Origin of the sequence: Azorhizophilus paspali, from assembly GCF_043587585.2 — a bacterium.
GTDB lineage: Bacteria > Pseudomonadota > Gammaproteobacteria > Pseudomonadales > Pseudomonadaceae > Azotobacter > Azotobacter paspali.
On sequence record NZ_CP171449.1, the window covers coordinates 4,481,403 to 4,505,444 of the forward strand.

A 24,042-nucleotide genomic window follows, 5' to 3' on the forward strand; every position below is an offset into this window, starting at 1 on the left:
GTCTGGTCTGGCGAGAGGATCTATGGGATGGCATGCCGTGCATGAAGCGTTCCACGTGGAACATGGCCCGTCGACACTGAACTGGGCCCACGAAAGCCGGGACGGAGCCGGCTTTTCTGGAATGCATGTCGGGATGTTAAACCTTGGCCGCTCCATCGACCACTGGGTCATCGCTCAGGACGCCGAGCTGACGCTGGGTCTGCTCAACCCAGGCGAAGGCACGTTCGTTGAGGTCGGCGATGGCGCGCGGACCTTCAGCCTCGGCCTGCAAAGGCGGACCGAAGATCACCCGGATGGTACCGGGAGTTTTGCTCCAGCCATCCTTAGGCCAGTAGCGGCCGGCGTCGTGGGCGATCGGTAGTACCGGCAGGCCGGCGTTCACCGCGAGGGCAGTACCGCCGCGGGAAAACTTGCCGATCTCTCCGACTGGCACGCGGGTTCCTTCGGGGAAGATCAGCACCCAGACGCCCTGCTCCAGCCGCTTGCGACCTTGCTCGGCCAGTTGCTTGAGCGCCGCTTTGGGATTGCTGCGATCGATGGCGATCGGCTTGAGCAGGGCTATCGCCCAACCGAAGAACGGGATACGTAGCAGTTCGCGCTTGAGCACCTGGCTGAGGGGTTCGAAGTAGGCCGAGAGGAAGAAGGTTTCCCAAGTGCTCTGGTGCTTGGCGAGGATCACGCAGGGTCGCTGCGGGATGTTTTCCACGCCATGCAGTTCGTAGCGAATACCGATGATGTGCCAGGCCAGCCAGACGGCGCAGCGGCACCAGGTCTGCACGACGAAACGGTAGCGGGCGCGAAACGGCAGGAAAACCGCGACCAGCAGGCTGATCAGGCACCAGATGACGGTGCTGAGGGACAGCAGTAGATAGAAGATCGGAATGCGAAGGGATTGCATGGGGATTCAGCCATCGGCCTTGAGAAGATGATCGACGACGGACGCCAGGTCATCGAACACCTGGGTGCCGGGCGGCAGGATGTTTTGCAGGGTACGCTGGCCCTTGCCGGTTTTCACCAGGTACGGCTTGCCGCCGAGCACCAGGCCGGCGTGTAGGTCGCGGTGGCTGTCGCCGACCGCCGGCACGCCCTTCAGGTCAGGGAGTCGGAAATGCTCGGCGATGGTGCGGAACATGCCGGGCAGCGGCTTGCGGCAGTTGCAGCCGTCCTGCGGACCGTGTGGACAGTGCACGATCAGGTCGATCTGCCCGCCCTGCTCCATCACCAGCTGCTGCATCTTCAGGTGCATATCGGTGAGATCGGTCATATCGAATAGGCCACGGGCCAGGCCCGACTGGTTGGTGGCGACCGCCACTTTCCAGCCGGCCTTGCTCAGGTAGGCGATCGCCTCGATGGAGCCGGGGATGGGAATCCATTCTTCCGCGGATTTGACGAAGGCATCGGAGTCCTCGTTGATTACCCCGTCGCGATCGAGCACGATCAGCTTCATCGCTTACTGTCCCAGTATGGAGATGTCGGCGACGCAGAGAAACAGGCCACGCAGTTGTGCCAGCATGGCGTGGCGGTTGGCGCGGACCGCCGGGTCCTCGGCATTGATCAGCACTGCCTCGAAGTAGGCGTCCACCGGGTCGCGTAGGCTGGCTAGACGCTCCAGCGCCTCGCGATAGCGGCGTTCGGCGGCCAGCGGGCGGACCGCGTGCTGGGCCTGCTGCAGCGCCGAGTACAGGGAAAATTCGCTGGCGCTGTCGAAGTAGCGGGCTTCGATGGCCGCCGGCAGCTTGCCCTCGTACTTGCTGAGCAGGTTGGAGACACGCTTGTTCACCGCGGCCAGCGCTTCGGCTTCCGGTAGGCGGCGGAAGGCCTGCACTGCCTGCACGCGCAGGTCAAGGTCGTAGGCCGAGACCGGTTGCAAGGCGCGCACCGCCAAGTAGCTGGAGACGTCGACGCCTTCGTCCTCGTAACGCGCGCGCAGGCGGTCGAAGACGAACTCGCCGATCTGCTCGGTGAGGCCGCTGGCCTTGACCCTGGTGCCGTACTGGGCGACCGCGAAGTGGCTGGCCTCTTCCAGGTTCAGGTCTAGTTGCTTCTCGATGAGGATGCGCAGGATGCCCAGGGCGGCACGGCGTAGGGCATAGGGGTCCTTGCTGCCGGTGGGTGGCATGCCGATGCCGAAGATGCCGACCAGGGTGTCGAGCTTGTCGGCCATCGCCACGGCGGCACCGGTCAGGGTCGACGGCAGTTGGGCACCGGCGCCGCGCGGCATGTACTGCTCGTCGAGGGCGCGAGCGATGTCTTCCGGCTCGCCGGCGTTGAGCGCGTAGTGGTAGCCGGCGATGCCCTGCAGTTCGGGGAATTCGCCGACCATCTCGCTGGCCAAGTCGGCCTTCGACAGCAGGCCGGCGCGGATGGCGTGCTGCGGATCGCCGCCGATGCGCTCGGCGATGAAGCCGGCCAGCCGCGAGACGCGTTCGGCCTTTTCCAGCACGCTGCCGAGCTGGGCCTGGAAGACCACGCTGGCCAGGCGCTGGTTGAAGCTTTCCAAGGGCTGCCGCTTGTCCTGGTTGAAAAAGAACTCGGCGTCGGTCAGGCGCGGGCGCACCACCTTCTCGTTGCCGGCGACGATCTGTGCCGGGTCCCTGCTCTCGATATTGGCTACGGTGATGAAGCGCGGCAGCAGCTTGCCGTTCGCATCCAGCAGGCAGAAGTACTTCTGGTTGTCCTGCATGGTGGAAATCAACGCTTCCTGGGGCACGGCGAGAAAGCGCTTCTCGAAGGAGCAGACCAGCGGCACCGGCCATTCGACCAGCGCGGTCACCTCGTCGAGCAGGTCCTCGGGAACGACGGCGCTGCCTTGCTGCTGCGCGGCTAGGTCGGCGACGCGGCCGGCAATCAGTTCGCGGCGCTCGGCGAAGTCGGCCAGCACGTAGGCGCTGCGCAAGTCTTCCAGGTAGTTGGACGGCTGGCTGATGCGCACCGCGTCCGGGTGATGGAAGCGGTGGCCCATGGATTCACGGCCGGCCTTCTGGGCAAGGATCTCGCAGTCGACCACCTGGTTGCCGAACAGCATCACCAGCCACTGGCTAGGCCGGACGAACTCTTCCTTGCGCGTGCCCCAGCGCATGCGTTTGGGGATCGGCAGTTCGTCGAGGGAAGCCTGGACGATCGCCGGCAGCAGTGCGCTGGCCGGCTGGCCGGGGATATGCCGGCTGTAACGCAGTTTGGCGCCGCTGCTGTCGATCTCGTGCAACTCCACACCGCATTTGCGGGCGAAGCCCAGGGCGGCCTGGGTCGGGTTGCCTTCGGCGTCGAAGGCGGCGGCGACCGGCGGGCCGTCCAGGTTGAGGGTACGGTCCGGCTGCTGGGCGACCAGATGTTCGACGAGCACCGCCAGGCGGCGCGGCGCGGCATAGAAACGGGCGACCCGATATTCGAGGCCGGCGGCGGCCAGCCCCTTCTCGATGCCGGCGAGGAAAGCGGTGGCCAAGCTCTTCAAGGCTTTCGGCGGCAGCTCTTCGCTGCCCAGTTCGACCAGGAAATCTTGTGCACTCATTCTGCAGCCTCCAGCTTGGCCAGGACTTCGTCGCGCAGTTCGGGGGGGGCCATGGGGAAGCCGAGTTTGGTACGCGCCTGCAGGTAGCTTTGCGCCACGGCGCGGGCCAGGGTACGCACACGTAGGATATAGCGCTGACGCTCGGTCACCGAGATGGCGCGGCGGGCATCCAGCAAGTTGAAAGTGTGCGAGGCTTTAAGGACCATTTCGTAAGTCGGCAGCGGCAGCTCCAGTTCGATCAGTCGGTTGGCCTCGGATTCGTAGAAGTCGAACAGCTCGAACAGTTTGGCCACGTTGGCATGCTCGAAATTGTAGGTGGACTGTTCCACTTCATTCTGGTGGAACACGTCGCCGTAGGTGACCTTGCCGAAAGGGCCGTCAGTCCACACCAGGTCGTAGACCGAATCGACGCCCTGCAGATACATGGCCAGGCGCTCCAGACCGTAGGTGATCTCGCCGGTGACCGGATAGCACTCGACGCCGCCGACCTGCTGGAAGTAGGTGAACTGGGTGACTTCCATGCCGTTCAGCCAAACCTCCCAGCCCAGGCCCCAGGCGCCCAAAGTCGGCGACTCCCAGTTGTCCTCGACGAAGCGCACATCGTGCACGCGGGTATCGATGCCGATGCGGCGCAAAGATTCCAGGTAGAGGTCCTGGATGTCGTCCGGGTTGGGCTTCAGGACTACCTGGAACTGGTAGTAGTGCTGCAGACGGTTGGGGTTTTCGCCATAGCGGCCGTCGGCCGGTCGGCGCGAGGGCTGCACGTAGGCGGCGTTCCAGGTTTCCGGGCCGATGGCGCGCAGAAAGGTGGCAGTGTGGAAGGTGCCGGCGCCCACTTCCATATCGTAGGGCTGCAACACCACGCAACCCTGTTCGGCCCAGTAGTTCTGCAGGGCGAGAATTAGGTCTTGGAAGGTGCGCACGGCAGGCGTTGTCTGGCTCAAGATGTCACCTGTGCTGGGCTTCGACGTAAAGCGTGGGAGTATACCCGATCGCCTTTCCCTGAACCCAGAGAGGGCGCATGCTCAGGCATTGCAGGTTGCTGGTGAAATCCGCTAACTTGAGAACGGTTATCATCAATAGTAGCCGCTATGAGCCACGAGCGCACCTTCGAGCAGGATCTCGAACGCCTGTACCTGGACCACCACGGCTGGCTGCAGAACTGGCTGCGGCGACGGCTCGGCGAAGCGGCGGATGCCGAGGACCTGGCCCAGGACACCTTCGTGCGTGTCATGCGCAACCGCACCGCCCTCCGCGAACTGCGCCAGCCGCTGGCCTACCTCGCCACCATCGCCAACGGCCTGCTGGTCAACCGCTGGCGTCGGCAAGCGGTCGAGCGCGCCTATACCGAGGCGCTGGCGGCGCGACCGGAGATGCTGGAGCCGTCTCCCGAAGAGCGTCTGGCGCTGATCGAGACGCTGGTGGAGATCGACGAACTGCTGCACGGGCTGTCGCCCCGTATTCGCCAGATTTTCCTGCTTTCCCAACTGGACGGTCTGACCTACCCGCAGATTGCCAGCCAACTGGAACTGAGTGTGGACCAGGTCCAGAAAGCCATGGCCAAGGCTTTCGCCGCCTGCTACGCCAACCGCTTCGAGTGACCGCCATGCGCGATGCTCCCATCAACCCGGAAATCCGCGATCAGGCCATCGCCTGGTTCACGCTGGCGCAGTCCGGTTGCCTGGACGACGAAAACCGCCAGCGTCTGGAGCAGTGGCGCCGTGCCGATGCCGAGCACGAGCGGGCCTGGCAACGTCTGGCCGGGATTCCCGTGACCCTGCGCGAGCGCGCTGCGCAGCTACGCGATCCGGCAGCGCGCGAGGCTGCCGAACGGGTTCGCTACCGCACTATGGACCGGCGCCAGGCATTGAAGGTCCTGGTCGGCTCCGGCCTGCTCTCTGGGCTCGCCTGGGCCGGGCACGACAGTCACTGGCTGCAGGGTGCGCTGGCCGACCTCTCCACCGCCACCGGCGAGCGACGTCGGCATCGCCTCGCCGATGGCACCGAACTTTGGCTGAACACCGACAGCGCGCTGGACGTGCGCTTCGATACGCGACAGCGACTGCTGCGCCTGCGCCATGGCGAAGTGGACATCCTGACCGGCACCGATCCTGCCGGGCGACCGCTTCTGGTGCTGACTGGAGAAGCGAGCTTGCGGTCACTGGGAACGCGCTTCAGCGTCCGCCGCGACGATGGTCGACAGGGTACGCAGTTGGGGGTCAGCCAGGGACGGGTGGCCGTGGAACGCCCGGATGGCGGCATGCTCCGGGTAGTCGAGGCCGGCTGGCAGATCCGTATCGACACGACGGGTATCCATGACATGCAGCCGCTGGCCGATGGCGGTACCGCCTGGATCGAGGGTTTTCTCATCGCCAGGCGCATGCGCCTGGGCGATTTCATCGTCGAACTCGCGCGTTATTGGCCGGGGCTGCTGCGCTGCGATCCGGCCTGTGCGGAATTGCGGCTGTCCGGGTCGTTCCCGCTGGACGATGAGAAACGCATCCTGACGATGCTGGAGAACAGCCTGCCGGTGCGCATCGAGCGCCGTACCCGCTACTGGATCACGGTGGTTCCCGCCGGGCGCGTCTAAGCGCGCGAATTCTCCTGGCACGCCTCCTGGGTTTCGTGCCGCTGTGTGCCTTTCGCACGATGAGAAAATCCTGCAATTGAAAAATATTTGCAGAAAGCCGGCAGTTTTTCCGTCCTCGCGTGGCCTAGGGGAAAGCCCACGCATTCCAGGGCCGCTATCAGGACGGAAATCTGTCAATGAACCTACGTACGCACCCGCTTGCACATTCGATTCGCCGCGCCACCCTCCCCGGTCTCGGGCTGCTATTGCTCGTTGGGGCTACCGAAAGCTTGATGGTTCCGCTCACCGCACAAGCCGCTGAAACGGTGCAAACCGGCCAGGTCGTCGACTTCGACGTTCCCGCCGGTCCGCTGGACCAGGTGCTCGGACAGTTCGGTCGTCAGGCAGGCATCCCTATTTCTGTCAATGCCGACCGAACCGCTAGCAAGCGCAGTTCTGGTCTGCGAGGCAGATATAGTGTGGAACAAGGGTTCGAACGGATTCTTGCTGGAACAGGATTCAGCGCGGCACGCCAGGGAGATGGTAGTTATCTGCTGATTGAACAGAGCGGTAATTCATCCGCGGTAAGCCTCGATGCCATTTCGGTTGCCGCCAGCAATGAGCTGGGAGCAACGACTGAAGATAGTGGCTCATATACTACTGGATCAATGAATACTGCGACCAAACTTTCTTTGTCAATTAGAGAAACACCTCAATCGGTAACTATAATTACTCGCCAGCGGATGGATGACCAAGATATAGATAGTCTTGAAGAGGCTGTTCAAGAAACACCTGGCCTTATTGTTCAGCGCTCAGGCCCAGAAAGACCAACTTTCTATGCGCGTGGGTTTGAAGTCGATAATATTATGTACGATGGGCTTCCAACTACAAGTGGTGGAGACTATATTCCTTCTCCTAATACTGCAATGTATGATCGAATTGAAATCGTTCGTGGTGCGACAGGGCTAGTTCAAGGAGCCGGTAACCCTTCAGCTGCAATTAATTTGGTCCGTAAAAGGCCAACTATAGGAGAAAAAATTAATATTACTGGTAGTACAGCTAGATGGGACGAATATCGTGAAGAGTTTGATATATCAGAGCCATTAAATTCAAGTGGATCATTGAGAGGCCGAACAGTGGCTTCTTATCAAAAAAACCAGAGTTTTCAAGATGTAGTAGAAAATGAAACAGGCTTACTTTATGGAATAATTGAGGGTGACTTAACAGATAATACTACTTTTACTTTGGGTGCATCTTATCAAAATGATAACAATAACAGTGGGTGGGGTGGTCTACCGACTGCTGCTAATGGAAAGAATTTACACTTACCACGCTCCACTTATCTTGGATATAACTGGGAATATTGGGATCAAGAAGTAAAAATCGCTTTTAGCGAATTAGAGCATCGCTTTAATAATGGCTGGAAGTTACGTTTGGTTGGTACAAAATCTTGGACGGATATGGAGTATCTAGGAACATCGATAAGACGTAACGGTACAGGGTTAAGCCAAGTGGCTGGGCATTATAAGTATGACTATGACCAATATAGTTATGATGTATTTGCAAACGGCCCATTCCAATTTTTAGGAAGAGAGCATGAGCTTGTCATTGGTGGAAATAGCCGTACACTAAGTCGAGATGCTATTGGTGGACAAGGTACTGTTGCTACTAATATAGATATTTATAATACAAACCCAGATAGAGTGGCAAAACCAAATTTTAATATGAGTAGTTATGTTTTTAGGGAGAATACAAGACAAAAAGGTATATATTTGGCAACCAGGCTTAGTTTAACTGATTCATTGAAATTTATAATTGGCCATAGAATGGATTGGTATCATTACGACAGCAAAACTCTTTCCCGTAATACGAGTAATAAATATAAAATCACTCGTGAGCACACTCGATATGCGGGATTAATTTATGATATAGATGAAAATCATTCTATATATGCAAGTTATACAGATATTTTTAAACCTCAAAGTTCCCTTGATACAAGTGGTCAAATAATTTCTCCACTTAAAGGTAAAAATTATGAGCTTGGTTTAAAGGGTGAGTACTTTGATGGGGCTTTAAATACTAGTTTAGCAATATTTCAACTTGATCAGGAAAATCGTGCCCAAGCCATAAATGACCAACAAAATGACTGCCCTACTTATCCAGCCACGACGTGTTACCAAGCTGCAGGAAAAGTACGTACTCGAGGATTCGATGCTGAAATAAATGGAGCTATTATGCCTAATTGGCAATTAGCAATTGGCTATAGTTATGTTTCAACAAAATATAAACAAGATGCCAATGAAGAAAACGAAGGAAGAGTGTTTGATACTGATTTGCCGCGTCAGCTATTTAAAATGACAACAACTTATCAATTGCCAGGTGGTTTAAGTAGTTGGCGTGTGGGTGGCAGCCTCTATAGGCAAAGTAAGATATACAATAAAGGCACTACAGGTGGAGTTGACTATTATGTGAAACAAAAAGCCTATACCATAGCTGATTTGATGATTAATTATAAGCTAACTGAAGACTTGGATGCTCGAATAAATATTAGCAATTTATTTGATAAAAATACTACCAAAGCATTACGGGTATAACCAGCGTTATCTACGGTGAACCACGAAATTTAACGTTTACAGCAAAATATAGTTTTTAAGGGGGCCTGGTATTCGGGAAACCCCCTCGGCGTGACGACCAGGCTAGCCCGGATTTCTCATGAAGTCGGCAGGAGTGGCAGGTAAAGTCTCTGTGTACCCGCAACCTGCTTTCCACCGATCAAGCAAGTAGGGTAGACAACGGCGCAGCCTTGTCTACCGGTGCCAGCGGTGGGTGATCGCCCCTGTCGTCGATATGTCCGAGTCTCACCATGCCCCTGTTGTTCCCCGATCGGCCAGTCCAGCCGTCAGCCGCTCTTTACTGGTCTGGATGGGGTGGAGGTCAGCGTGGCAAACCCGGTCGCGTCCGAGCGCCTTGGCCTGGTAGAGCGCGGCGTCGGCGCGCGCCAGCAGCGTTGCGAAATCCTGCGCCTGAGCGGGGAAGCTGGCCACGCCGATGCTGATCGTCACCGGCTGGTCCAGATCGGCGTGTTGCGTGCTGGATACCGCGGCGCGGATTCGCTCGGCCGCCGCCATTGCCGATTCCGCCGGCAGGTCGGGACACAGCAGCGAGAATTCCTCGCCGCCGTAGCGGAACAACTCGTCGCTCTCACGCTTGACGCTGGCAAGCATTGTCGCGACGTTGCATAAAACACGGTCGCCAACGGGATGACCGTACTGGTCGTTGATTTCCTTGAAACGGTCGATGTCGATCATCATCAGGCTGGCCGGCATGGACGACCGCGATGCGGTTTGCAGCATGGCCGGGCCCTTGGTGTCGAACCGGCCCCGATCCTGCAGGCCGGTCAGCGCGTCTCGGCCGACTTGCTTGACCAGTTTTTCGTAGCGATGGCGGTAGGTCAGACGGTCGAACACGTCGGCGACCGCGTGCGTGGGCAGCGGGCTTTTTTCGACGTAGCACAGATACAACGTGAGCATGCCGCTGAACAACGCCGCCGCACAGACCTTGGCGACCCATCCGCCAAAAAAGGCCGCGGCGGGCGCGTCGGCAAGCAGGTGCAGACCAGCGAAGAAGAAAACCTGATCGAAGGTCAGCACCAGAGCCAGGCTGACGAAGATGCGTCCCATAATGGTGTTGGTCGCCAGCTTGCCCAGCCGTTCGTAAATGACCACGAGCGCCAGCAAATCGATGAACAGCAGGAGGGTGCCCCAGATCATGAGCAGGCCCATCTGATCGACGAAACCCAGGCCGGGAGCATTGGCGGGCAGGTTTTCCAGCGGCTGGTAGAGGCGCAGCATCAGCGCCAGCACGATCATGAGCAAATTGCCGGCTAGTAATCCATACGTGGGCTGACGCATGCTTTCGGCATCTTCCTTGATGTAGAGCAGCAGACACAGGGCCAACTTGCCCGGAAACAGAGCGGTCGAGCCGGCGGAGATCAACCCGAACGGCAATTCGACGAAGAAGACGGCGGCCAGATAGGTTTCCAGAAAGTGCATTGTGCCGAGGATGCAGAAGAAGACGCCGACGCCGATCGTTTTCCGTTTGTAGAAGATTGCCGCCATGGTGACGAAAAAAACGACGGCTTGCGCCAGAAGGAGAAAAAGCCCAGACATTTGTCGAAGAAGTCCCGTGATCCATTGCTTTGTCAGTCAACCAGCAAGCGGGCTTACCGTATCGGAGTGTGCTGATGCCGGGCGGCCCATGCAAGCGGACCCGCGCTGATTCGGGGCGGACGGCAAGGAATGAAATATCGGCATTCGTAAAAGCGTGTCGCAGAACAGTCGAAGGCGCACAGGATGCGATATCCCTACGCGGCAATCTAGGCAATTTCAGGCGTGCGTGAATACGGGCGACCGCTCACCTCGACCGGGCCGGTACAATGTACCGGGCGCCATCGCTTTAGGGCACCTCTAAAAACTACCTGTGTGGTCATCGCTGCGTTAAAAACAGGCTCAAAATTCTCATTTACAGCGCGTAAACTCCGCTTTTTCGCTTGTTTTTGCCTTGCGCTGACTGACTCGCCTACGTTTTTAGAGGTGCCCTTTGTGCGTGATGGTCGCCACATTCCACGATAGAATCCATGCATGCCACGCTGCTTCTGGTGCACCGATGACCCGCTCTACATCGCCTACCACGACGAGGAATGGGGCGTGCCTCTGCGCGATCCGCAGCGCCTGTTCGAGTTGCTGCTGCTGGAGGGATTCCAAGCCGGATTGTCCTGGTTCACCGTGCTGAAGAAGCGCGAACGCTATCGCCAGGTGTTGTTCGGTTTCGAGGTCGCGCGGTTAGCGCGGATGAGCGACGAGGAGATCGGGGAACGCCTACAGGACCCCGGCATCATCCGCAATCGACGCAAGCTCGAAGCGGCCCGGCAGAACGCCCAAGCCTGGCTGCGGCTCGAGGAGCCGGTCGGCTGGTTATGGTCCTTCGTCGGTGGCGTGCCGCGAGTCAACCGTTTTTGCACGCCAGCCGAGGTGCCGGCGACGACGCCCGAGGCCGAGGCGATGAGCAAGGCGCTGAAAAAGGCCGGCTTCGCCTTCGTCGGGCCGACCATCTGCTACGCCTTTATGCAAGCATGCGGGATGGTCATGGACCACACCCTCGACTGCGACCGGTATGTGGAACTGGCGGGTTCGTCGGCCGGGCAGGCACCCGCAGCGGATCGCTGAATGTCGCTTCCGGTCACGAGCTGGTTCCCCCACTGTCGGAGAGCCCTCCGCCTTTCTTGGATTGCATCGGAAGCACCGGGAATGTGGTGGCGATCGCTTTCCTGTGCTTCTTGGCTGGATATGGAGTGTCGGAATCCGCTGTCGCTTTTCCAGGCGGAAGGAAGCTATACGACCGTGCTACCTTGCAGGCCCCGGTCCGAGCGCCGATGGAGCGCGCCATGTCACGATCGTCGATCCGCCCGCTGATCCTGCTGTTCGTCGCACTCGTTCCGGCCGGCGGTTGCAGCCAAGTGCCGCGGCCGCAGCCGGTAGAGGTCAACCTCCTGGCCGTGAACGATTTCCATGGCCATATCCAGCCGACCCGCTTCAGCCACCGGAACGCCACCGGCGAACAGCTCAGCCTGAAAGCCGGCGGTATCGGCGCGCTCAGCGGCTTGCTGGCGGAGATGCGTGCCCGGGACCCCGAACTGCTGTTCGTCGGAGGTGGCGACCTCATCGGCGGCAGCCCACCGCTTTCGGCTATGTGGGCGGACGAGCCGTCGCTGCGGGCACTCGATCTGCTGGACATGCGCCTGTCCGTGGTCGGCAACCATGAACTCGACCAGGGTCGCGAAGAGCTGCTGCGCCAGGTCCGGGGCGGCTGTCGCTCGCCGCGCCCGGACAGGGCCTGTCGCTTTGAAAGCGTTCACCCCGGCATCGGTTTCACCTATATCGCCGCCAACTTGGTGGACCGTCGGAGCGGTGAGCAGCTGTTCCCGGCCTACCGCATCGAACGGGTGCGCGGAGCGCGGATCGCCTTTGTCGGCGCCGTGCTGGAAGACGTCGACACGCAACTCTCCCGGCAAAGCATGCAGGGCTTGCGCACCCTGGACGAGGCGCAGGCGATCAATGCCCAAGTTCCGACCCTGCTGGCACAGGGCGTGGATACCATAGTCGCGGTGGTGCACCAGGGCGGCGCCACGCCGGAAGCCTACGACCAGCCGGATTGTCGCCAACTGAGCGGCCCGATCGTCGAGATCGTCCGGCGTCTGGACCCGAGGATCAAGGTGGTGCTGAGTGGGCACACGCATCAGGGCTACCTGTGCCGGGTCGGCGAGGTACTGGTGACTCAGGCCGGTTCCTACGGGCGGCTGGCCACGCACCTGACCCTGCGCATCGATCCGCACCGCCATCGGCTGCTGGAGGCCGAGGCCCGCAACTTGCTAGTCGATCCAAGCCGCTACGCGCCTAGCGCCGAGATCGGCGCCCTGCAGCAGGCCGTGGAACGACGCAGCCAGGCGGTGCTCGGCCGTCCCCTGGCGCGCCTGGCGGTGCGCGAAGTCCCACAGGCGTACGACGATGCGGGCGAATCGCCGATGGGCAACTTGATCGCCGATGCTCAACTGGCGGCCACCGCGCATTTGGGCGCCCAGGTGGCGTTGACTAATCCGGGGGGAATCCGTGCTGGCCTGGTGCTGGAGCCCGGCCAAGCGGAGGTCAGCTACGGCCAGGTGGCCAGCACGCAGCCGTTCAACAACAGCCTGACAATAGTCACCCTCAGGGGTGCGCAACTGCGCGAACTGCTGGAGCAGCAATGGCAGCAGGACGGTTTCAGGCCGCTGCAGCCATCGGCCTCGTTCAGCTACAGCTGGGACCCTGGACGGCCCGGCGGGCGGCATATCGTCGCCGACAGCCTGAGGATCGATGGCCGGCCGGTACGGGACGGCGACCTCTACCGGATCACGGTGAATTCCTTCATGGCCGGCGGCGGCGACAAGCTGAGCGTGCTGGCCGAGGCAACCGAGCGCCTGGATACGGGGCTGAACGATCTGGAGGCGCTGATCGACTATCTGCAGGCCAGGGACCGCGCCGGCTCGCCGGCCGGCCACAGTCTGGCGGCCGGGCGCATCCGGCGCCTCGAAGACGGTCGGCCGGAAGAGTGAACCGGCCGGCGGACGAACGTCCTTCCTTCGGCAAGAGCTTTTAGAAGAAGGCCAGTCCCACCTGGAATAGCCGCTCCACGTCGCGGATATGCTTCTTGTCGACCAGGAACAGGATCACGTGGTCGCCGGTCTCGATCAAGGTGTCGTTGTGGGCGATCAGTACCTGCTCGGCACGGATCACCGCGCCGATGGTGGTTCCCGGCGGGAGTTCGATCTCGCCGATCATGCGCCCGACCACCTTGCTCGACTTGGCGTCGCCATGGGCGATGGCCTCGATGGCTTCCGCCGCGCCGCGGCGCAGCGAGTGCACGCTGACGATGTCGCCGCGGCGCACATGGGTCAGCAGGGTGCCGATGGTGGCCAGTTGTGGACTGATAGCGATGTCGATCTCGCCGCCCTGCACCAGATCGACGTAGGCCGGGTTGTTGATGATGCTCATCACCTTGCGCGCGCCGAGTCGCTTGGCCAGCAGCGAGGACATGATGTTGGCCTCGTCGTCGTTGGTCAGGGCAAGGAAGATGTCGGCCTCGTTGATGTTCTCCTCGACGAGTAGATCCTTGTCCGAAGCGTTGCCCTGCAGCACGATGCTGCTGTCCAGGGTGTCCGAGAGGTAGCGGCAGCGCGTCGGATTGGACTCGATGATCTTCACCTGGTAGCGGCTCTCGATGGCTTCGGCCAGGCGTTCGCCGATGTGCCCTCCGCCGGCGATGACGATGCGCTTGTTGCTGATCTCAAGTCGGCGCAGCTCGCTTATCACCGCGCGGATATGGGTCTTGGCGGCGATGAAGAACACCTCGTCGTCGGCCTCGATCACCGTGTCGCCCTTGGGCAGGATCGCCCGGTTGCGACGGAAGATCGCCGCCACGCGGGCATCCACGGTCGGCATGTGCTCGCGGATCTGCCTGAGTTGTTGGCCGACCAGCGGGCCGCCGTAGTAGGCGCGCACCGCCACCAGTTGAGCCTTGCCGTCGGCGAAGTCGATCACCTGCAGAGCGCCGGGGTATTCGATCAGCCGCTTGATGTGGTTGGTCACCACTTGCTCCGGGCTGATCAGCACGTCCACCGGAATCGCCTCGTTGCTAAATAGCCCGGCGCGGCTCAGGTAGGCCGATTCGCGCACCCGGGCGATCCGCGTCGGGGTGTGGAACAGGGTGTAGGCGACCTGGCAGGCGACCATGTTGGTTTCGTCGCTATTGGTCACCGCCACCAGCATGTCGGCGTCGTCGGCGCCGGCCTGGCGCAGCACGGTCGGGAAGGACCCCTTGCCGGCGATGGTGCGGATGTCCAGACGGTCGCCGAGATCGCGCAGGCGCTCGGTATCGGTGTCGACCACGGTGATGTCGTTGGCCTCGCTGGCCAGGTGCTCGGCCAGGGTACCGCCGACCTGGCCGGCGCCGAGAATGATGATCTTCATCGGACTACTTTCCTCAGCCGCGTGGACCGGCGGCGATCTTGATCAGCTTGGCATAGTAGAAACCGTCGTGGCCGTGGGGCTGCGGCAGGAGCTGGCGGCCGTGGCGCTGTGCCAGGCCCGGCTTGGCGCCGACGAAGCCGGAGGCGACGTCCAGTTCGCGGGCGCCGGGGGTGCGGGCGAGAAAGGCGGCGATGGTGTCGCTGTTTTCCGCCGGCAGGATCGAACAGGTGGCATAGAGCAGGATGCCGCCGACCTCTAGGGTCGGCCACAGGGCGTCCAGCAGCTCGCCCTGCAGGCGGGCGAGGGCGGGGATGTCGCTGGCCTGGCGGGTCAGCTTGATGTCCGGATGGCGGCGGATCACCCCGGTGGCGGAACAGGGCGCATCGAGCAGGATGCGCTGGAAGCGCCGGCCATCCCACCAAGCCTCGGTGGCTCGCGCATCGGCGGCGATCAGCCGAGCCGCCAGATTCAGCCGGTCGAGGTTCTCGCGGACCCGCGCCAGACGCTTCTCCTCCGTGTCGATGGCGACCAGTTCGGCCAGCCGCGGCTCGCTCTCCAGCAGGTGGCAGGTCTTGCCGCCGGGCGCGCAGCAGGCGTCCAACACGCGCTGACCGGGCATCGGTTCGAGCAGGTAGGCGGCCAGTTGGGCCGCTTCGTCTTGCACGCTGACCAGGCCTTCGGCGAAGTTCGGCAGGCTGCGCACGTCGCACGGTTCGTCGAGCAGGATGCCGTCGCGGCTGAAGCGGCAGGCACTGGCCGCGATGCCGGCGGCCTTCAGGGTAGCGAGATAAGTGTCGCGCGCGGTCAGCCGGCGGTTGACCCGCAGGGTCAGCGGTGGGTGCTCGTTGTCGGCCGCGCAGATGGCTTCCCAGTGTTCCGGCCAGTGCTGCGCCAAGGCCTGCTGCAACCAGCGCGGATGGGCGGTGCGCGCCACCGGATCGTTCGCCAGCTCGGCGAGCAGCGCCTCGACCTCGCGCTGTACGCGGCGCAGCACGGCGTTCAGTAGGGCCTTGGCCCAAGGCTTCTTCAAGGCATCGGCGCAGGCCACGGTCTCACCGATCGCCGCGTGGGCGGGAATGCGGGTATGCAGCAACTGGTAGAGGCCGATCAGCAGCATCGCCTCGATGTCCCGGTCGGCGGCCTTGAACGGCTTGCGCAGCAGCCTTTCGGCGAGCATCGCCAGGCGCGGCTGCCAGCGGGCGGCGCCGAACGCCAGCTCCTGGGCCAGGGCGCGGTCGCGCGGCGCGACCTGCTCCAGTTGCGTCGGCAGGGCGGCGAGCGAGGCCTTGCCGGCGAGCACGGCGGTCAGGGCACGGGTGGCGGCCAGGCGCGGATTCAGGCTCATGTACCCAGCACCTGGCCGACGGCGAACTGCTCGCGGCGGCTGTTGTACAGCTCGGCGAAAGCCAGCGGCCTGCCGCCCGGCAATTGCAGGCGGGTCAGGCGCAGGGCGCCGCTGCCGCAGGCCACCGTCAGCCCGTCGCGGCTGGCAGCGAGGATGGTTCCCGGCGCGCCTTCGTTCGGCTCCAGGCTGGCGGCGAAGATTTTCAGCGGCGCGCCGTCCAGGCTGCTGTGGCAGACCGGCCAGGGATCGAAGGCGCGGATCCGCCGTTCCAGCTCATCCGCCGGGCGGCTCCAGTCGAGCCGCGCCTCGTCCTTGTTCAGCTTGTGCGCGTAGGTGGCCAGGGCGTCGTCCTGCCTCTCGCCGGCGAGTCCGCCGGCCGCCAGGGCGCCGACGGCCTCGACCAGGGCCTGCGCGCCCAACCCGGCCAGGCGGTCGTGCAGGCTGCCGCCGGTGTCGTCGGGGCGGATCGGCGTGGCGACCTTGAGCAGCATCGGCCCGGTGTCCAGGCCGGCCTCCATGCGCATCACGGTGACCCCGGATTCGCCGTCGCCGGCCTCGATCGCCCGTTGGATCGGCGCCGCGCCGCGCCAGCGCGGCAGCAGCGAGGCATGGCTGTTGACGCAGCCGAGACGCGGGATGTCCAGCACCGCCTGCGGCAGGATCAGCCCGTAGGCGACCACCAGCAGCAGGTCGGGTTCGAGCACCGCCAGCTCCGCCTGGGCGGTGGCGTCGCGCAGGGTCGGCGGTTGCAGGACGGGAATGCCGTGCTGCAGGGCGAGCTGTTTCACCGGGCTGGCCATCGGCTTCTGTCCGCGTCCGGCGGGACGGTCCGGCTGGGTATAGACGGCGATGGGCCGCTGGCCGGCGGTCAGCAAGGCCTGGAGGTGCTCGGCGGCGAATTCGGGAGTGCCGGCGAAGACGAGGCGCAGGGGCTGGGTCATGGTTTCTCGCTCAGGAAAGAAAAGGCTTGCCACGGCAAGCCTTCGCGGGGATGGCTTCAGCCGTGCTGGCGATGCTGTTTCTCCAGCTTCTTGCGGATGCGGTCGCGTTTGAGCGCCGACAGATAGTCAACGAACAGCTTGCCGTTCAGATGATCGCATTCGTGCTGGATGCACACCGCCAGCAGGCCCTCGGCGACCAGTTCGAAGGGCTGTCCGTCGCGGTCCAAGGCGCGGATGCGGACCTTCTGCGGGCGGTCGACGTTCTCGTAGAAGCCGGGGACCGACAGGCAGCCCTCCTGGTAGGGCTCCAGCTCCTCGGTGAGCGCTTCGAACTCCGGGTTGATGAATACCCGCGGCTCGTTCTTGTCCTCGGACAGGTCCATCACCACCAGGCGCTTGTGCACGTTCACCTGGGTCGCCGCCAGGCCGATGCCGGGCGCGGCGTACATGGTCTCGAACATGTCGTCGATCAACCGGCGAATGCCGTCGTCCACCGTTTCGATGGACTTGGCGATGGTGCGCAGACGCGGATCGGGAAATTCGAGGATGGTCAGTATCGCCATATGCGTTTGTGATGCGTTTGGGAATTGGTCGAAACGGCTGCTGCTAAGATGCTGGGCAGCATTGAAAAAACGGCTTTACGCCGCGATCCGGAGAGAAATTTGGCGGCGCGCGACGTTTCATGCGAAGGCACATCATAAATGGATTCAGCGCATGAGGAAATCACTACTCGCCCTGCTGCTAGCGGCCTGCAGCGCTCCGGCGCCGGCCGAAGTGCAGCTTCGCGCGGGTCATCCGCAGAGCTACAGGGTTGTCCAGGGCGATACCCTGTGGGACATCTCCGGCAAGTTCCTCCATGCGCCTTGGCAGTGGCCGCAGCTCTGGCATGTCGACCCGCTGCTCGAGAATCCGCGCCTGATCTACCCGGGCGACGTGCTGAGGCTGGTCTACATCGACGGTCGGCCGCGCCTGGCGCTCGATCGCGGCGCCAGCCGCGGCACCGTCAGGCTGTCGCCGCGGGTCCGTCGCACGCCCATGGTGCAGGCCATCCCGACTATCGCGCTGGAGAAGATCGACAGTTTCCTGCTCGGCAACCGCATCGTCGACGACGCCGCGCAGTTGCAAAATGCGCCCTACGTGGTCGCCGGCAATGCCGAGCGGGTGATCAGCGGCGCCGGCGACCGGGTCTACGCGCGCGGCGACTTTTCCGCCGGCGAGGCGGCCTACGGTATCTTTCGCCAGGGCAAGGCTTACGTCGATCCGGAGACCAAGGAAGTGCTCGGCATCAACGCCGACGACATCGGCACCGGCGAACTGATCGCCGAGGAAGGCGGTCTCGCCACCCTGCTGCTCAGCCGCTCGACTCAAGAAGTGCGCGTCGGCGACCGCCTGCTCACCAGCGAGGAACGGGCCGTCGATTCCACTTTCATGCCCAGGGAGCCGAACGTCCCGGTCGACGGGGTGATCCTCGACGTGCCGCGTGGCGTGACCCAGGTCGGCAATTTTGCCGTGGTCACCCTGAACAAGGGCAGTCGGGACGGGCTGGCCGAGGGCGACGTGCTGGCGGTGTACAAGACCGGCGAAACCGTGCGCGACCGCATCGGCGGCGAGCCGGTGAAGATTCCCGACGAGCGTTCCGGCCTGCTGATGGTGTTCCGCACCTACGCGCGGCTCAGCTACGGCCTGATCCTCGGTGCCAGCCGCCAACTGGCGGTGATGGACAGGGTGCGCAACCCGTAACCTTTGCGTTTTCCCTCCGTCGGGGGAGCCGCCTTCGCTTCCATGGATCAAGGACGATCGCTCCATGCCCCTTTCTCCCGCCGAACTGGAGGCGCGCCTGCGCCTGCACGCCCTGCCTGGCTTCGGGCCGCGCCGCCATCGCCGTCTGCTCGAGGCCTTCGCCAGCGCCTCGGCAGCGCTCAGTGCACCGGCCGCCGCTTGGCGCGCGTTGGGGCTGCCGGCCGCTTGCGCGGAGGCGCGGCGCAGCGCGCAGGTTCGCCAGCAAGCGGCGCAGGCGCTGGCCTGGCTGGAGAAGCCGCGGCGGCACCTGCTGCCACTCGGCGAGCCCGACTATCCGGCCCTGCTCGCCGAATTGGACGACGCTCCGCCGCTGCTTTTCGTCGAAGGCGATGCGGCCATTCTGGAACGGCCGCAACTGGCCATGGTCGGCAGCCGGCGTGCCTCGAAGCCCGGACTCGATACTGCCCGCGCCTTCGCCCGGCAGCTCGCCGGCGCCGGTTTCGTCGTCACCAGCGGATTGGCCCTGGGCATCGATGGCGCCGCCCACCGGGGCGCGCTGGATGCCGGCGGACGGACGGTGGCGGTGCTCGGTACGGGCCTGCAGCGCCTCTATCCGACGCGCCACGAAACCCTGGCGGCGGAGATCCTCGAAGGTGGCGGCGCGCTGCTATCCGAACTGCCGCTGGACTGTCCGCCCCAGGCGGGCAACTTCCCGCGCCGCAACCGCATTGTCAGCGGCCTGTCCCTCGGCGTCCTGGTGGTCGAGGCCGGCCCTTCCAGCGGCTCGCTGATCACCGCCCGGCTGGCCGCCGAGCAGGGGCGCGAGGTCTATGCGATTCCCAACTCCATCCACCATCCCGGCGCCCGCGGCTGCCATCGGCTGATTCGCGACGGCGCCATTCTGGTGGAAAGCATCGAGCACATCCTCGAAGCGCTGCGCGGCTGGCAGAACCTGGCGCCGCCGCCCGGTTCGCGGGCCGGTCCGGCTATGCTCGACGAGCGGCATCCGCTGCTAGCGCTGCTGCATGCCGCGCCGCAGACCAGCGAGGAGCTGGCCTTGGCCAGCGGCTGGCCGCTCGCCCAGGTACTGGCGGCACTCACCGAACTGGAGCTGGACGGCAAGGTGGCCAGCGAAGGCGGACGCTGGCAGGGATGCGCCGGCTGACGGGCTGCGCCGCCGCCGACGCCTTAGGTACACTGCGCCGAATTTTTCCGGAGGCGGGCGATGCTGGGTGATTGGCGGGTGCGACAGGTGGCGCGGGCGGTGCGCCGGGGCGGGGTGATCGCCTATCCGACCGAGGCGGTCTGGGGCCTGGGCTGCGATCCGTGGAACGAGGCTGCGGTGCGCCGCCTGCTGGCGCTCAAGCGGCGGCCGCAGGACAAGGGCCTGATCCTGGTCGCCGCCGACATCGACCAATTCGGCTTCCTGCTCGACGACCTGCCGCCGGCCTGGCGCGAGCGGCTGGCCGGGACCTGGCCGGGGCCGAACACCTGGCTGGTGCCGCACCGGGGCCGCCTGCCGGCATGGATCACCGGCCGCCACGCGAGCGTCGCCCTGCGCGTTAGCGACCATCCGCTGGTGCGCGCGCTGTGCCTTCTCAGCGGCCCCTTGGTATCCACCTCGGCCAATCCCGCCGGCCGCCCCGCCGCGCGCTCGCGATTGCGCGTCGAACAGTACTTCCCGCGCCGCCTGGACGCCGTGCTCGGCGGCGCCCTGGGCGGGCGGCGCAACCCGAGCCTGATCCGCGATCTGGCCAGCGGCCAGGTAATCCGCCCGGCCTAGAACCTGTTAACACTACTCTCCGCGAGCCGAGTTGCTACGCCAAATGGCGCCAGGCCGGGCCGCGATCGGCGAGGCGCGGGACGCAGGGAATGGTATTCCCTTGCCAAGTCCCGCAACGACGCATGGCGCCATTTGCCGCGCAGCCTGGGCGGCCCACCCGTAGGGACGGGCCTGTTTTTGCGCGGTGCGTCGTCGCTCGTCGTTCATGTGGAAATGACCACACTTCTCTCCTCGCGCCTAACCCCGCGCAAAAACAGGCTCCGTCGCGGCCGCGCGGAGTAGTGTCAACAGGCCCTAGGGCAGCAGGATGGTCGAGCCGGTGGTCCGGCGCGAGGTCAGGGCCTCCTGGGCGCGGGCGGCCTCGGCGAGCGGGAAGCGCTGGCCGATCTCGACGCGGACCCGGCCGTCGGCGAGCATCGCGAACAACTCGTCGGCCATCGCCTGCAGACGTTCCGGCGTATCGGCGTAGCCGGCCAGGGTCGGGCGGGTGACGAACAGCGAGCCCTTCTGCGCCAGCACCCCGAGGTCGATTCCGGTCACCGGCCCGGAGGCGTTGCCGAAGCTGACCAGCAGGCCGCGCGGGGCGACGCAGTCCAACGAGGTTTCCCAGGTGTCCTTGCCGACCGAGTCGTAGACCACCGGGCACTTGCGCCCGTCGGTCAGTTCCAGCACCCGCGAAGCTACGTTCTCGCGGCTGTAGTCGATGGTCGCCCAGGCGCCGAGGGCCCTGGCCCGTTCGGCCTTCTCCGGCGAGCCGACGGTACCGATCAGCTTGACCCCGAGCGCCTTGGCCCACTGGCAGGCGATGCTGCCGACGCCGCCGGCCGCGGCATGGAAGAGGATGGTTTCGCCACCCTGGAATCGGCCGATCTGACGCAACAGGTACTGCACGGTGAGGCCCTTGAGCATCGCCGCCGCGGCCTGCTCGAAACTGATCGAATCGGGCAGCCCGACCAGCTTGTCCGCCGGCAGCACGTGCAGCTCGGCATAGGCGCCCAGCGGGCCGCCGGCGTAGGCCACCCGGTCACCGACCTTGAAACGCTCGACCGCGTTGCCCACCGCTTCGACCTCCCCGGCGCCCTCCAGGCCGAGGCCGGACGGCAGTCGCGGCGGGGCGTAGAGGCCGCTGCGGTAGTAGGTGTCGATGAAGTTCAGGCCGATCGCCCGGTTGCGCACTCTGACCTCGTGCGGACCGGGCTGCGGCGCTGTGTGATCGACCCATTCGAGGACTTCGGTACCGCCGTGGCGGCTGATCTGGATACGCTTGGACATCTGTTCTGCTCCTTCGAAGGCTTTGCCCGACAGTACCGTGGGACGCGATGGAGGCGGCTATTCGGGCGCTAGGCAATCCGTCCCGTCAACTTCGGCAAAGGATTGCACGATGTTATGCTAGCCGTTCGTCCAGGCCGCCAGGGCCGTCAGTGCCGTTTTCAACATGGGAAATGCCGTGAACGATCGAATCGAGGCCGTGAAGGCCTATCTGCTCGACCTGCAAGACCGTATCTGTACCGCTCTCGAAACCGAGGACGGCGGCGCGCGTTTTCGCGAGGACACCTGGCTGCGCGAAGGCGGCGGCGGCGGCCGTACTCGGGTGCTGGAAAACGGCGCGCTGATCGAGAAGGGCGGCGTCAACTTTTCCCATGTGCACGGCGCCGGCCTGCCGCCGTCGGCCAGCGCACACCGTCCGGAACTGGCCGGGCGCGGCTTCCAGGCGCTCGGCGTGTCTCTGGTGATCCACCCGCGCAACCCCTACGTGCCGACCTCCCATGCCAACGTGCGGCTGTTCGTCGCCGAGAAGGCGGGCGAGGCGCCAGTCTGGTGGTTCGGCGGCGGCTTCGACCTGACCCCCTATTACGCTTTCGAGGAAGACTGCGTGTTCTGGCACCAGGTCGCCCGCGACGCTTGCGCGCCCTTCGGCGCCGACGTCTACCCGCGCTTCAAGGCCTGGTGCGACCGCTACTTCTACCTCAAGCACCGCAACGAGCCGCGCGGCATCGGCGGACTGTTCTTCGACGATCTCAACGAATGGGATTTCGATACCAGCTTCGCCTTCCTGCGCGCCGTCGGCGACGCCTACATCCAGGCCTACCTGCCGATCGTGCAAAAGCGCAAGGGTGTTCCCTACGGCGAGCGCGAGCGCGAGTTCCAGGCCTATCGCCGCGGCCGCTACGTGGAGTTCAACCTGGTCTACGACCGTGGCACCCTGTTCGGCCTGCAGTCCGGCGGGCGCACCGAGTCGATCCTCATGTCGCTGCCGGCCGAGGTGCGCTGGGGCTACGCCTGGAAGCCCGAGCCGGGCACGCCCGAGGCGCGCCTGACCGAGTATTTCTTCACCGACCGCGACTGGCTGGCCGGTCGGTCCTGACACCCATTCGCAGGGCCTATAAGGTGGAAAACCGCTGTGCGGGTTTTCCGCCTTACGACAACTTCCGAGGATTCTCATGGACCGCTACGCCGTGTTCGGCAATCCCATCGGCCACAGCAAGTCGCCGCAGATCCACCGCCTGTTCGCCGGGCAGACCGGCCAGGCGCTCAGCTATGAGCCCCTGCTCGCGCCACTGGATGGCTTCGCCGGAGCGGCCCGCGCCTTCTTCGTCGACGGCAGGGGCGTCAACGTCACGGTGCCCTTCAAGGAGGACGCTTTCCGCCTGGCCGACGAACTCACCCCTCGCGCCCGACGCGCCGGCGCGGTGAACACCCTGATGAAACGCGAGGACGGTACGCTGCTCGGCGACAACACCGACGGTGCCGGGCTGGTGCGCGACCTCGGGCAAGCTGGCCTGGGTCTGGCCGGACTGCGCATCCTGCTGCTTGGCGCCGGCGGCGCGGTGCGCGGGGTGCTCGAACCGCTGCTGGCGGAGCGTCCGGCGGCGCTGGTGGTCGCCAATCGCAGCGAAGACAAGGCCAAGCAACTGGTCGACAAGTTCGCCGAACTCGGCCCGCTGAGCGCCTGCAGCTTCGCCGCGCTGCAGGGACCGTTCGACCTGATCGTCAACGGCACTTCGGCGAGCCTGGCCGGCGAATTGCCGCCGCTGCCCACTGGGTTGATCCAGCCGGGCCGCGGCTTCTGCTACGACATGATGTACGGCCGCGAGGCCACGCCCTTCTGCCACTGGGCCCAGCAGCAGGGCGCGGCGCGAACCCGCGACGGGCTGGGCATGCTGGTCGAGCAGGCCGCCGAATCCTTCCAGTTGTGGCGCGGCGTCCGGCCGGAGACCGCGAGCGTGCTGGCCGAGCTGCGCCGGGCGCTCTGACGGCGCTCAGCGGTCCCGGCCGCGGGCGAACAGCATGCCGAGCAGCGCGACGGCGCCCACGCCCACCGCCAGGCTGCTCCAGGGATGGCTACGGACGCAGTCGTAGGCGCACTCGCTGATCTTCCGGCAGTGTCGGGCCAGGTCGTGGCCGGTGTCGTGATATCGATGGCGGGAATGCTGCAACAGCCCCTCGGCGCGATCCCGGAGCCGCTCGTAGTTGTTCCGGGTATCGCGCGAAGCGCTGCTTTTGAGATGCTCCAGGGCATGGAGCAGATCGTGAATCTCCTTCTCGAGGCGTTCCTCGGCCAGGGACGTGCGGGGGGTCTTGAACAGCGACATGG

General features: G+C 63.9%; 21 protein-coding genes. 10 read left to right on the forward strand and 11 right to left on the reverse strand.

Annotation, left to right across the window (positions count from 1 at the left end; genetic code table 11):
* Positions 1 to 136 precede the first annotated feature (136 nt).
* From ACGI6K_RS21690 to glyQ, 4 genes are read right to left on the reverse strand one after another with little or no spacing between them, the layout of a single operon-like run.
* Positions 137 to 898 carry a lysophospholipid acyltransferase family protein gene (locus tag ACGI6K_RS21690; RefSeq protein ID WP_376947348.1) on the reverse strand — a complete coding sequence of 254 codons (762 nt, stop codon included), beginning with the start codon at positions 896 to 898 and terminating at the stop codon, positions 137 to 139.
* 6 nt (positions 899 to 904) lie between these two features.
* Positions 905 to 1,447 (reverse strand): D-glycero-beta-D-manno-heptose 1,7-bisphosphate 7-phosphatase, encoded by a 543-nt coding sequence (gene gmhB / locus ACGI6K_RS21695; protein ID WP_376947346.1) that lies wholly within the window; start codon positions 1,445 to 1,447, stop codon positions 905 to 907.
* Positions 1,448 to 1,450: 3 nt separating this feature from the next.
* On the reverse strand, positions 1,451 to 3,508 hold the full coding sequence (gene glyS, locus ACGI6K_RS21700) for a glycine--tRNA ligase subunit beta (protein WP_376947344.1): 2,058 nt from the start codon (positions 3,506 to 3,508) through the stop codon (positions 1,451 to 1,453).
* Positions 3,505 to 4,452, reverse strand: a complete 948-nt coding sequence (gene glyQ, locus ACGI6K_RS21705) for a glycine--tRNA ligase subunit alpha (RefSeq protein WP_376947342.1) — start codon at positions 4,450 to 4,452, stop codon at positions 3,505 to 3,507. The genes glyS and glyQ overlap by 4 nt, the downstream gene beginning before the upstream one ends.
* Before the next feature lie 147 nt (positions 4,453 to 4,599).
* Here glyQ and ACGI6K_RS21710 point away from each other — a divergent pair, with 147 nt between their 5' ends.
* The 3 genes from ACGI6K_RS21710 (at position 4,600) to ACGI6K_RS21720 (ending at position 8,671) form a co-directional block, all read left to right on the forward strand.
* Positions 4,600 to 5,109, forward strand: a complete 510-nt coding sequence (locus ACGI6K_RS21710) for a sigma-70 family RNA polymerase sigma factor (RefSeq protein WP_376947340.1) — start codon at positions 4,600 to 4,602, stop codon at positions 5,107 to 5,109.
* A 5-nt stretch (positions 5,110 to 5,114) separates the two neighbouring features.
* Complete coding sequence (locus ACGI6K_RS21715; RefSeq protein WP_376947338.1) at positions 5,115 to 6,098, forward strand: FecR domain-containing protein; 984 nt, start codon at positions 5,115 to 5,117, stop codon at positions 6,096 to 6,098.
* Between the two features lie 272 nt (positions 6,099 to 6,370).
* Positions 6,371 to 8,671 carry a TonB-dependent siderophore receptor gene (locus ACGI6K_RS21720; RefSeq protein ID WP_377968901.1) on the forward strand — a complete coding sequence of 767 codons (2,301 nt, stop codon included), beginning with the start codon at positions 6,371 to 6,373 and terminating at the stop codon, positions 8,669 to 8,671.
* A gap of 264 nt (positions 8,672 to 8,935) precedes the next feature.
* Here the strand turns inward: ACGI6K_RS21720 and ACGI6K_RS21725 are convergent, their stop codons facing one another.
* Positions 8,936 to 10,246, reverse strand: a complete 1,311-nt coding sequence (locus ACGI6K_RS21725) for a GGDEF domain-containing protein (RefSeq protein ID WP_376947334.1) — start codon at positions 10,244 to 10,246, stop codon at positions 8,936 to 8,938.
* A 471-nt stretch (positions 10,247 to 10,717) separates the two neighbouring features.
* Between ACGI6K_RS21725 and ACGI6K_RS21730 the strand changes: the two genes are divergently transcribed.
* On the forward strand, positions 10,718 to 11,302 hold the full coding sequence (locus tag ACGI6K_RS21730; protein ID WP_376947332.1) for a DNA-3-methyladenine glycosylase I: 585 nt from the start codon (positions 10,718 to 10,720) through the stop codon (positions 11,300 to 11,302).
* A gap of 206 nt (positions 11,303 to 11,508) precedes the next feature.
* Entirely contained in the window at positions 11,509 to 13,224 is a 1,716-nt protein-coding gene (locus tag ACGI6K_RS21735) for a bifunctional metallophosphatase/5'-nucleotidase (protein ID WP_376947330.1), read from the forward strand.
* Positions 13,225 to 13,264: 40 nt separating this feature from the next.
* On the opposite strand, the gene trkA is transcribed toward ACGI6K_RS21735, so the two are convergent.
* The 4 genes from trkA to def are packed head-to-tail and all read right to left on the reverse strand — an operon-like array spanning position 13,265 to position 17,487.
* Complete coding sequence (gene trkA, locus ACGI6K_RS21740; RefSeq protein WP_376947328.1) at positions 13,265 to 14,638, reverse strand: Trk system potassium transporter TrkA; 1,374 nt, start codon at positions 14,636 to 14,638, stop codon at positions 13,265 to 13,267.
* A gap of 13 nt (positions 14,639 to 14,651) precedes the next feature.
* Positions 14,652 to 15,977 (reverse strand): 16S rRNA (cytosine(967)-C(5))-methyltransferase RsmB, encoded by a 1,326-nt coding sequence (rsmB, locus tag ACGI6K_RS21745; protein ID WP_376947487.1) that lies wholly within the window; start codon positions 15,975 to 15,977, stop codon positions 14,652 to 14,654.
* Between the two features lie 2 nt (positions 15,978 to 15,979).
* On the reverse strand, positions 15,980 to 16,924 hold the full coding sequence (gene fmt / locus ACGI6K_RS21750) for a methionyl-tRNA formyltransferase (protein WP_376947326.1): 945 nt from the start codon (positions 16,922 to 16,924) through the stop codon (positions 15,980 to 15,982).
* 56 nt (positions 16,925 to 16,980) lie between these two features.
* Positions 16,981 to 17,487, reverse strand: coding sequence for a peptide deformylase (def, locus tag ACGI6K_RS21755; protein ID WP_376947325.1), 507 nt, complete (start codon positions 17,485 to 17,487; stop codon positions 16,981 to 16,983).
* Positions 17,488 to 17,638: 151 nt separating this feature from the next.
* On the opposite strand from def, the gene ACGI6K_RS21760 reads away from it, so the two are divergent.
* From ACGI6K_RS21760 to ACGI6K_RS21770, 3 genes are all read left to right on the forward strand, one after another.
* On the forward strand, positions 17,639 to 18,664 hold the full coding sequence (locus tag ACGI6K_RS21760; protein WP_376947324.1) for a LysM peptidoglycan-binding domain-containing protein: 1,026 nt from the start codon (positions 17,639 to 17,641) through the stop codon (positions 18,662 to 18,664).
* A 64-nt stretch (positions 18,665 to 18,728) separates the two neighbouring features.
* On the forward strand, positions 18,729 to 19,829 hold the full coding sequence (gene dprA / locus ACGI6K_RS21765; protein ID WP_376947323.1) for a DNA-processing protein DprA: 1,101 nt from the start codon (positions 18,729 to 18,731) through the stop codon (positions 19,827 to 19,829).
* Between the two features lie 60 nt (positions 19,830 to 19,889).
* Positions 19,890 to 20,447 (forward strand): L-threonylcarbamoyladenylate synthase, encoded by a 558-nt coding sequence (locus tag ACGI6K_RS21770; RefSeq protein WP_376947321.1) that lies wholly within the window; start codon positions 19,890 to 19,892, stop codon positions 20,445 to 20,447.
* Positions 20,448 to 20,741: 294 nt separating this feature from the next.
* Here the strand turns inward: ACGI6K_RS21770 and ACGI6K_RS21775 are convergent, their stop codons facing one another.
* On the reverse strand, positions 20,742 to 21,719 hold the full coding sequence (locus ACGI6K_RS21775) for a quinone oxidoreductase family protein (RefSeq protein WP_376947319.1): 978 nt from the start codon (positions 21,717 to 21,719) through the stop codon (positions 20,742 to 20,744).
* Positions 21,720 to 21,894: 175 nt separating this feature from the next.
* Here ACGI6K_RS21775 and hemF point away from each other — a divergent pair, with 175 nt between their 5' ends.
* Positions 21,895 to 22,812, forward strand: a complete 918-nt coding sequence (gene hemF / locus ACGI6K_RS21780; RefSeq protein ID WP_376947317.1) for an oxygen-dependent coproporphyrinogen oxidase — start codon at positions 21,895 to 21,897, stop codon at positions 22,810 to 22,812.
* A gap of 76 nt (positions 22,813 to 22,888) precedes the next feature.
* Positions 22,889 to 23,701, forward strand: a complete 813-nt coding sequence (aroE, locus tag ACGI6K_RS21785) for a shikimate dehydrogenase (RefSeq protein WP_376947316.1) — start codon at positions 22,889 to 22,891, stop codon at positions 23,699 to 23,701.
* Positions 23,702 to 23,707: 6 nt separating this feature from the next.
* Here aroE and ACGI6K_RS21790 read toward each other — a convergent pair whose 3' ends face one another.
* Positions 23,708 to 24,040: a DUF883 family protein gene (locus tag ACGI6K_RS21790; RefSeq protein WP_376947314.1), complete on the reverse strand. Its 333-nt coding sequence runs from the start codon at positions 24,038 to 24,040 to the stop codon at positions 23,708 to 23,710.
* Positions 24,041 to 24,042 lie beyond the last annotated feature (2 nt).

Excerpts from the sequence above, each read along its gene's own strand:
- glyS (WP_376947344.1), bottom strand. The coding sequence starts at position 3,508 with ATGAGTGCACAAGATTTCCTGGTCGAACTGGGCAGCGAAGAGCTGCCG.
- def (WP_376947325.1), bottom strand. The coding sequence starts at position 17,487 with ATGGCGATACTGACCATCCTCGAATTTCCCGATCCGCGTCTGCGCACC.
- ACGI6K_RS21725 (WP_376947334.1), bottom strand. The coding sequence starts at position 10,246 with ATGTCTGGGCTTTTTCTCCTTCTGGCGCAAGCCGTCGTTTTTTTCGTC.
- ACGI6K_RS21730 (WP_376947332.1), top strand. The coding sequence starts at position 10,718 with ATGCCACGCTGCTTCTGGTGCACCGATGACCCGCTCTACATCGCCTAC.
- ACGI6K_RS21770 (WP_376947321.1), top strand. The coding sequence starts at position 19,890 with ATGCTGGGTGATTGGCGGGTGCGACAGGTGGCGCGGGCGGTGCGCCGG.
- ACGI6K_RS21790 (WP_376947314.1), bottom strand. The coding sequence starts at position 24,040 with ATGTCGCTGTTCAAGACCCCCCGCACGTCCCTGGCCGAGGAACGCCTC.
- gmhB (WP_376947346.1), bottom strand. The coding sequence starts at position 1,447 with ATGAAGCTGATCGTGCTCGATCGCGACGGGGTAATCAACGAGGACTCC.
- dprA (WP_376947323.1), top strand. The coding sequence starts at position 18,729 with ATGCCCCTTTCTCCCGCCGAACTGGAGGCGCGCCTGCGCCTGCACGCC.
- ACGI6K_RS21710 (WP_376947340.1), top strand. The coding sequence starts at position 4,600 with ATGAGCCACGAGCGCACCTTCGAGCAGGATCTCGAACGCCTGTACCTG.
- trkA (WP_376947328.1), bottom strand. The coding sequence starts at position 14,638 with ATGAAGATCATCATTCTCGGCGCCGGCCAGGTCGGCGGTACCCTGGCC.
- ACGI6K_RS21720 (WP_377968901.1), top strand. The coding sequence starts at position 6,371 with ATGGTTCCGCTCACCGCACAAGCCGCTGAAACGGTGCAAACCGGCCAG.
- aroE (WP_376947316.1), top strand. The coding sequence starts at position 22,889 with ATGGACCGCTACGCCGTGTTCGGCAATCCCATCGGCCACAGCAAGTCG.
- fmt (WP_376947326.1), bottom strand. The coding sequence starts at position 16,924 with ATGACCCAGCCCCTGCGCCTCGTCTTCGCCGGCACTCCCGAATTCGCC.
- ACGI6K_RS21760 (WP_376947324.1), top strand. The coding sequence starts at position 17,639 with ATGAGGAAATCACTACTCGCCCTGCTGCTAGCGGCCTGCAGCGCTCCG.
- ACGI6K_RS21715 (WP_376947338.1), top strand. The coding sequence starts at position 5,115 with ATGCGCGATGCTCCCATCAACCCGGAAATCCGCGATCAGGCCATCGCC.
- ACGI6K_RS21775 (WP_376947319.1), bottom strand. The coding sequence starts at position 21,719 with ATGTCCAAGCGTATCCAGATCAGCCGCCACGGCGGTACCGAAGTCCTC.
- ACGI6K_RS21690 (WP_376947348.1), bottom strand. The coding sequence starts at position 898 with ATGCAATCCCTTCGCATTCCGATCTTCTATCTACTGCTGTCCCTCAGC.
- ACGI6K_RS21735 (WP_376947330.1), top strand. The coding sequence starts at position 11,509 with ATGGAGCGCGCCATGTCACGATCGTCGATCCGCCCGCTGATCCTGCTG.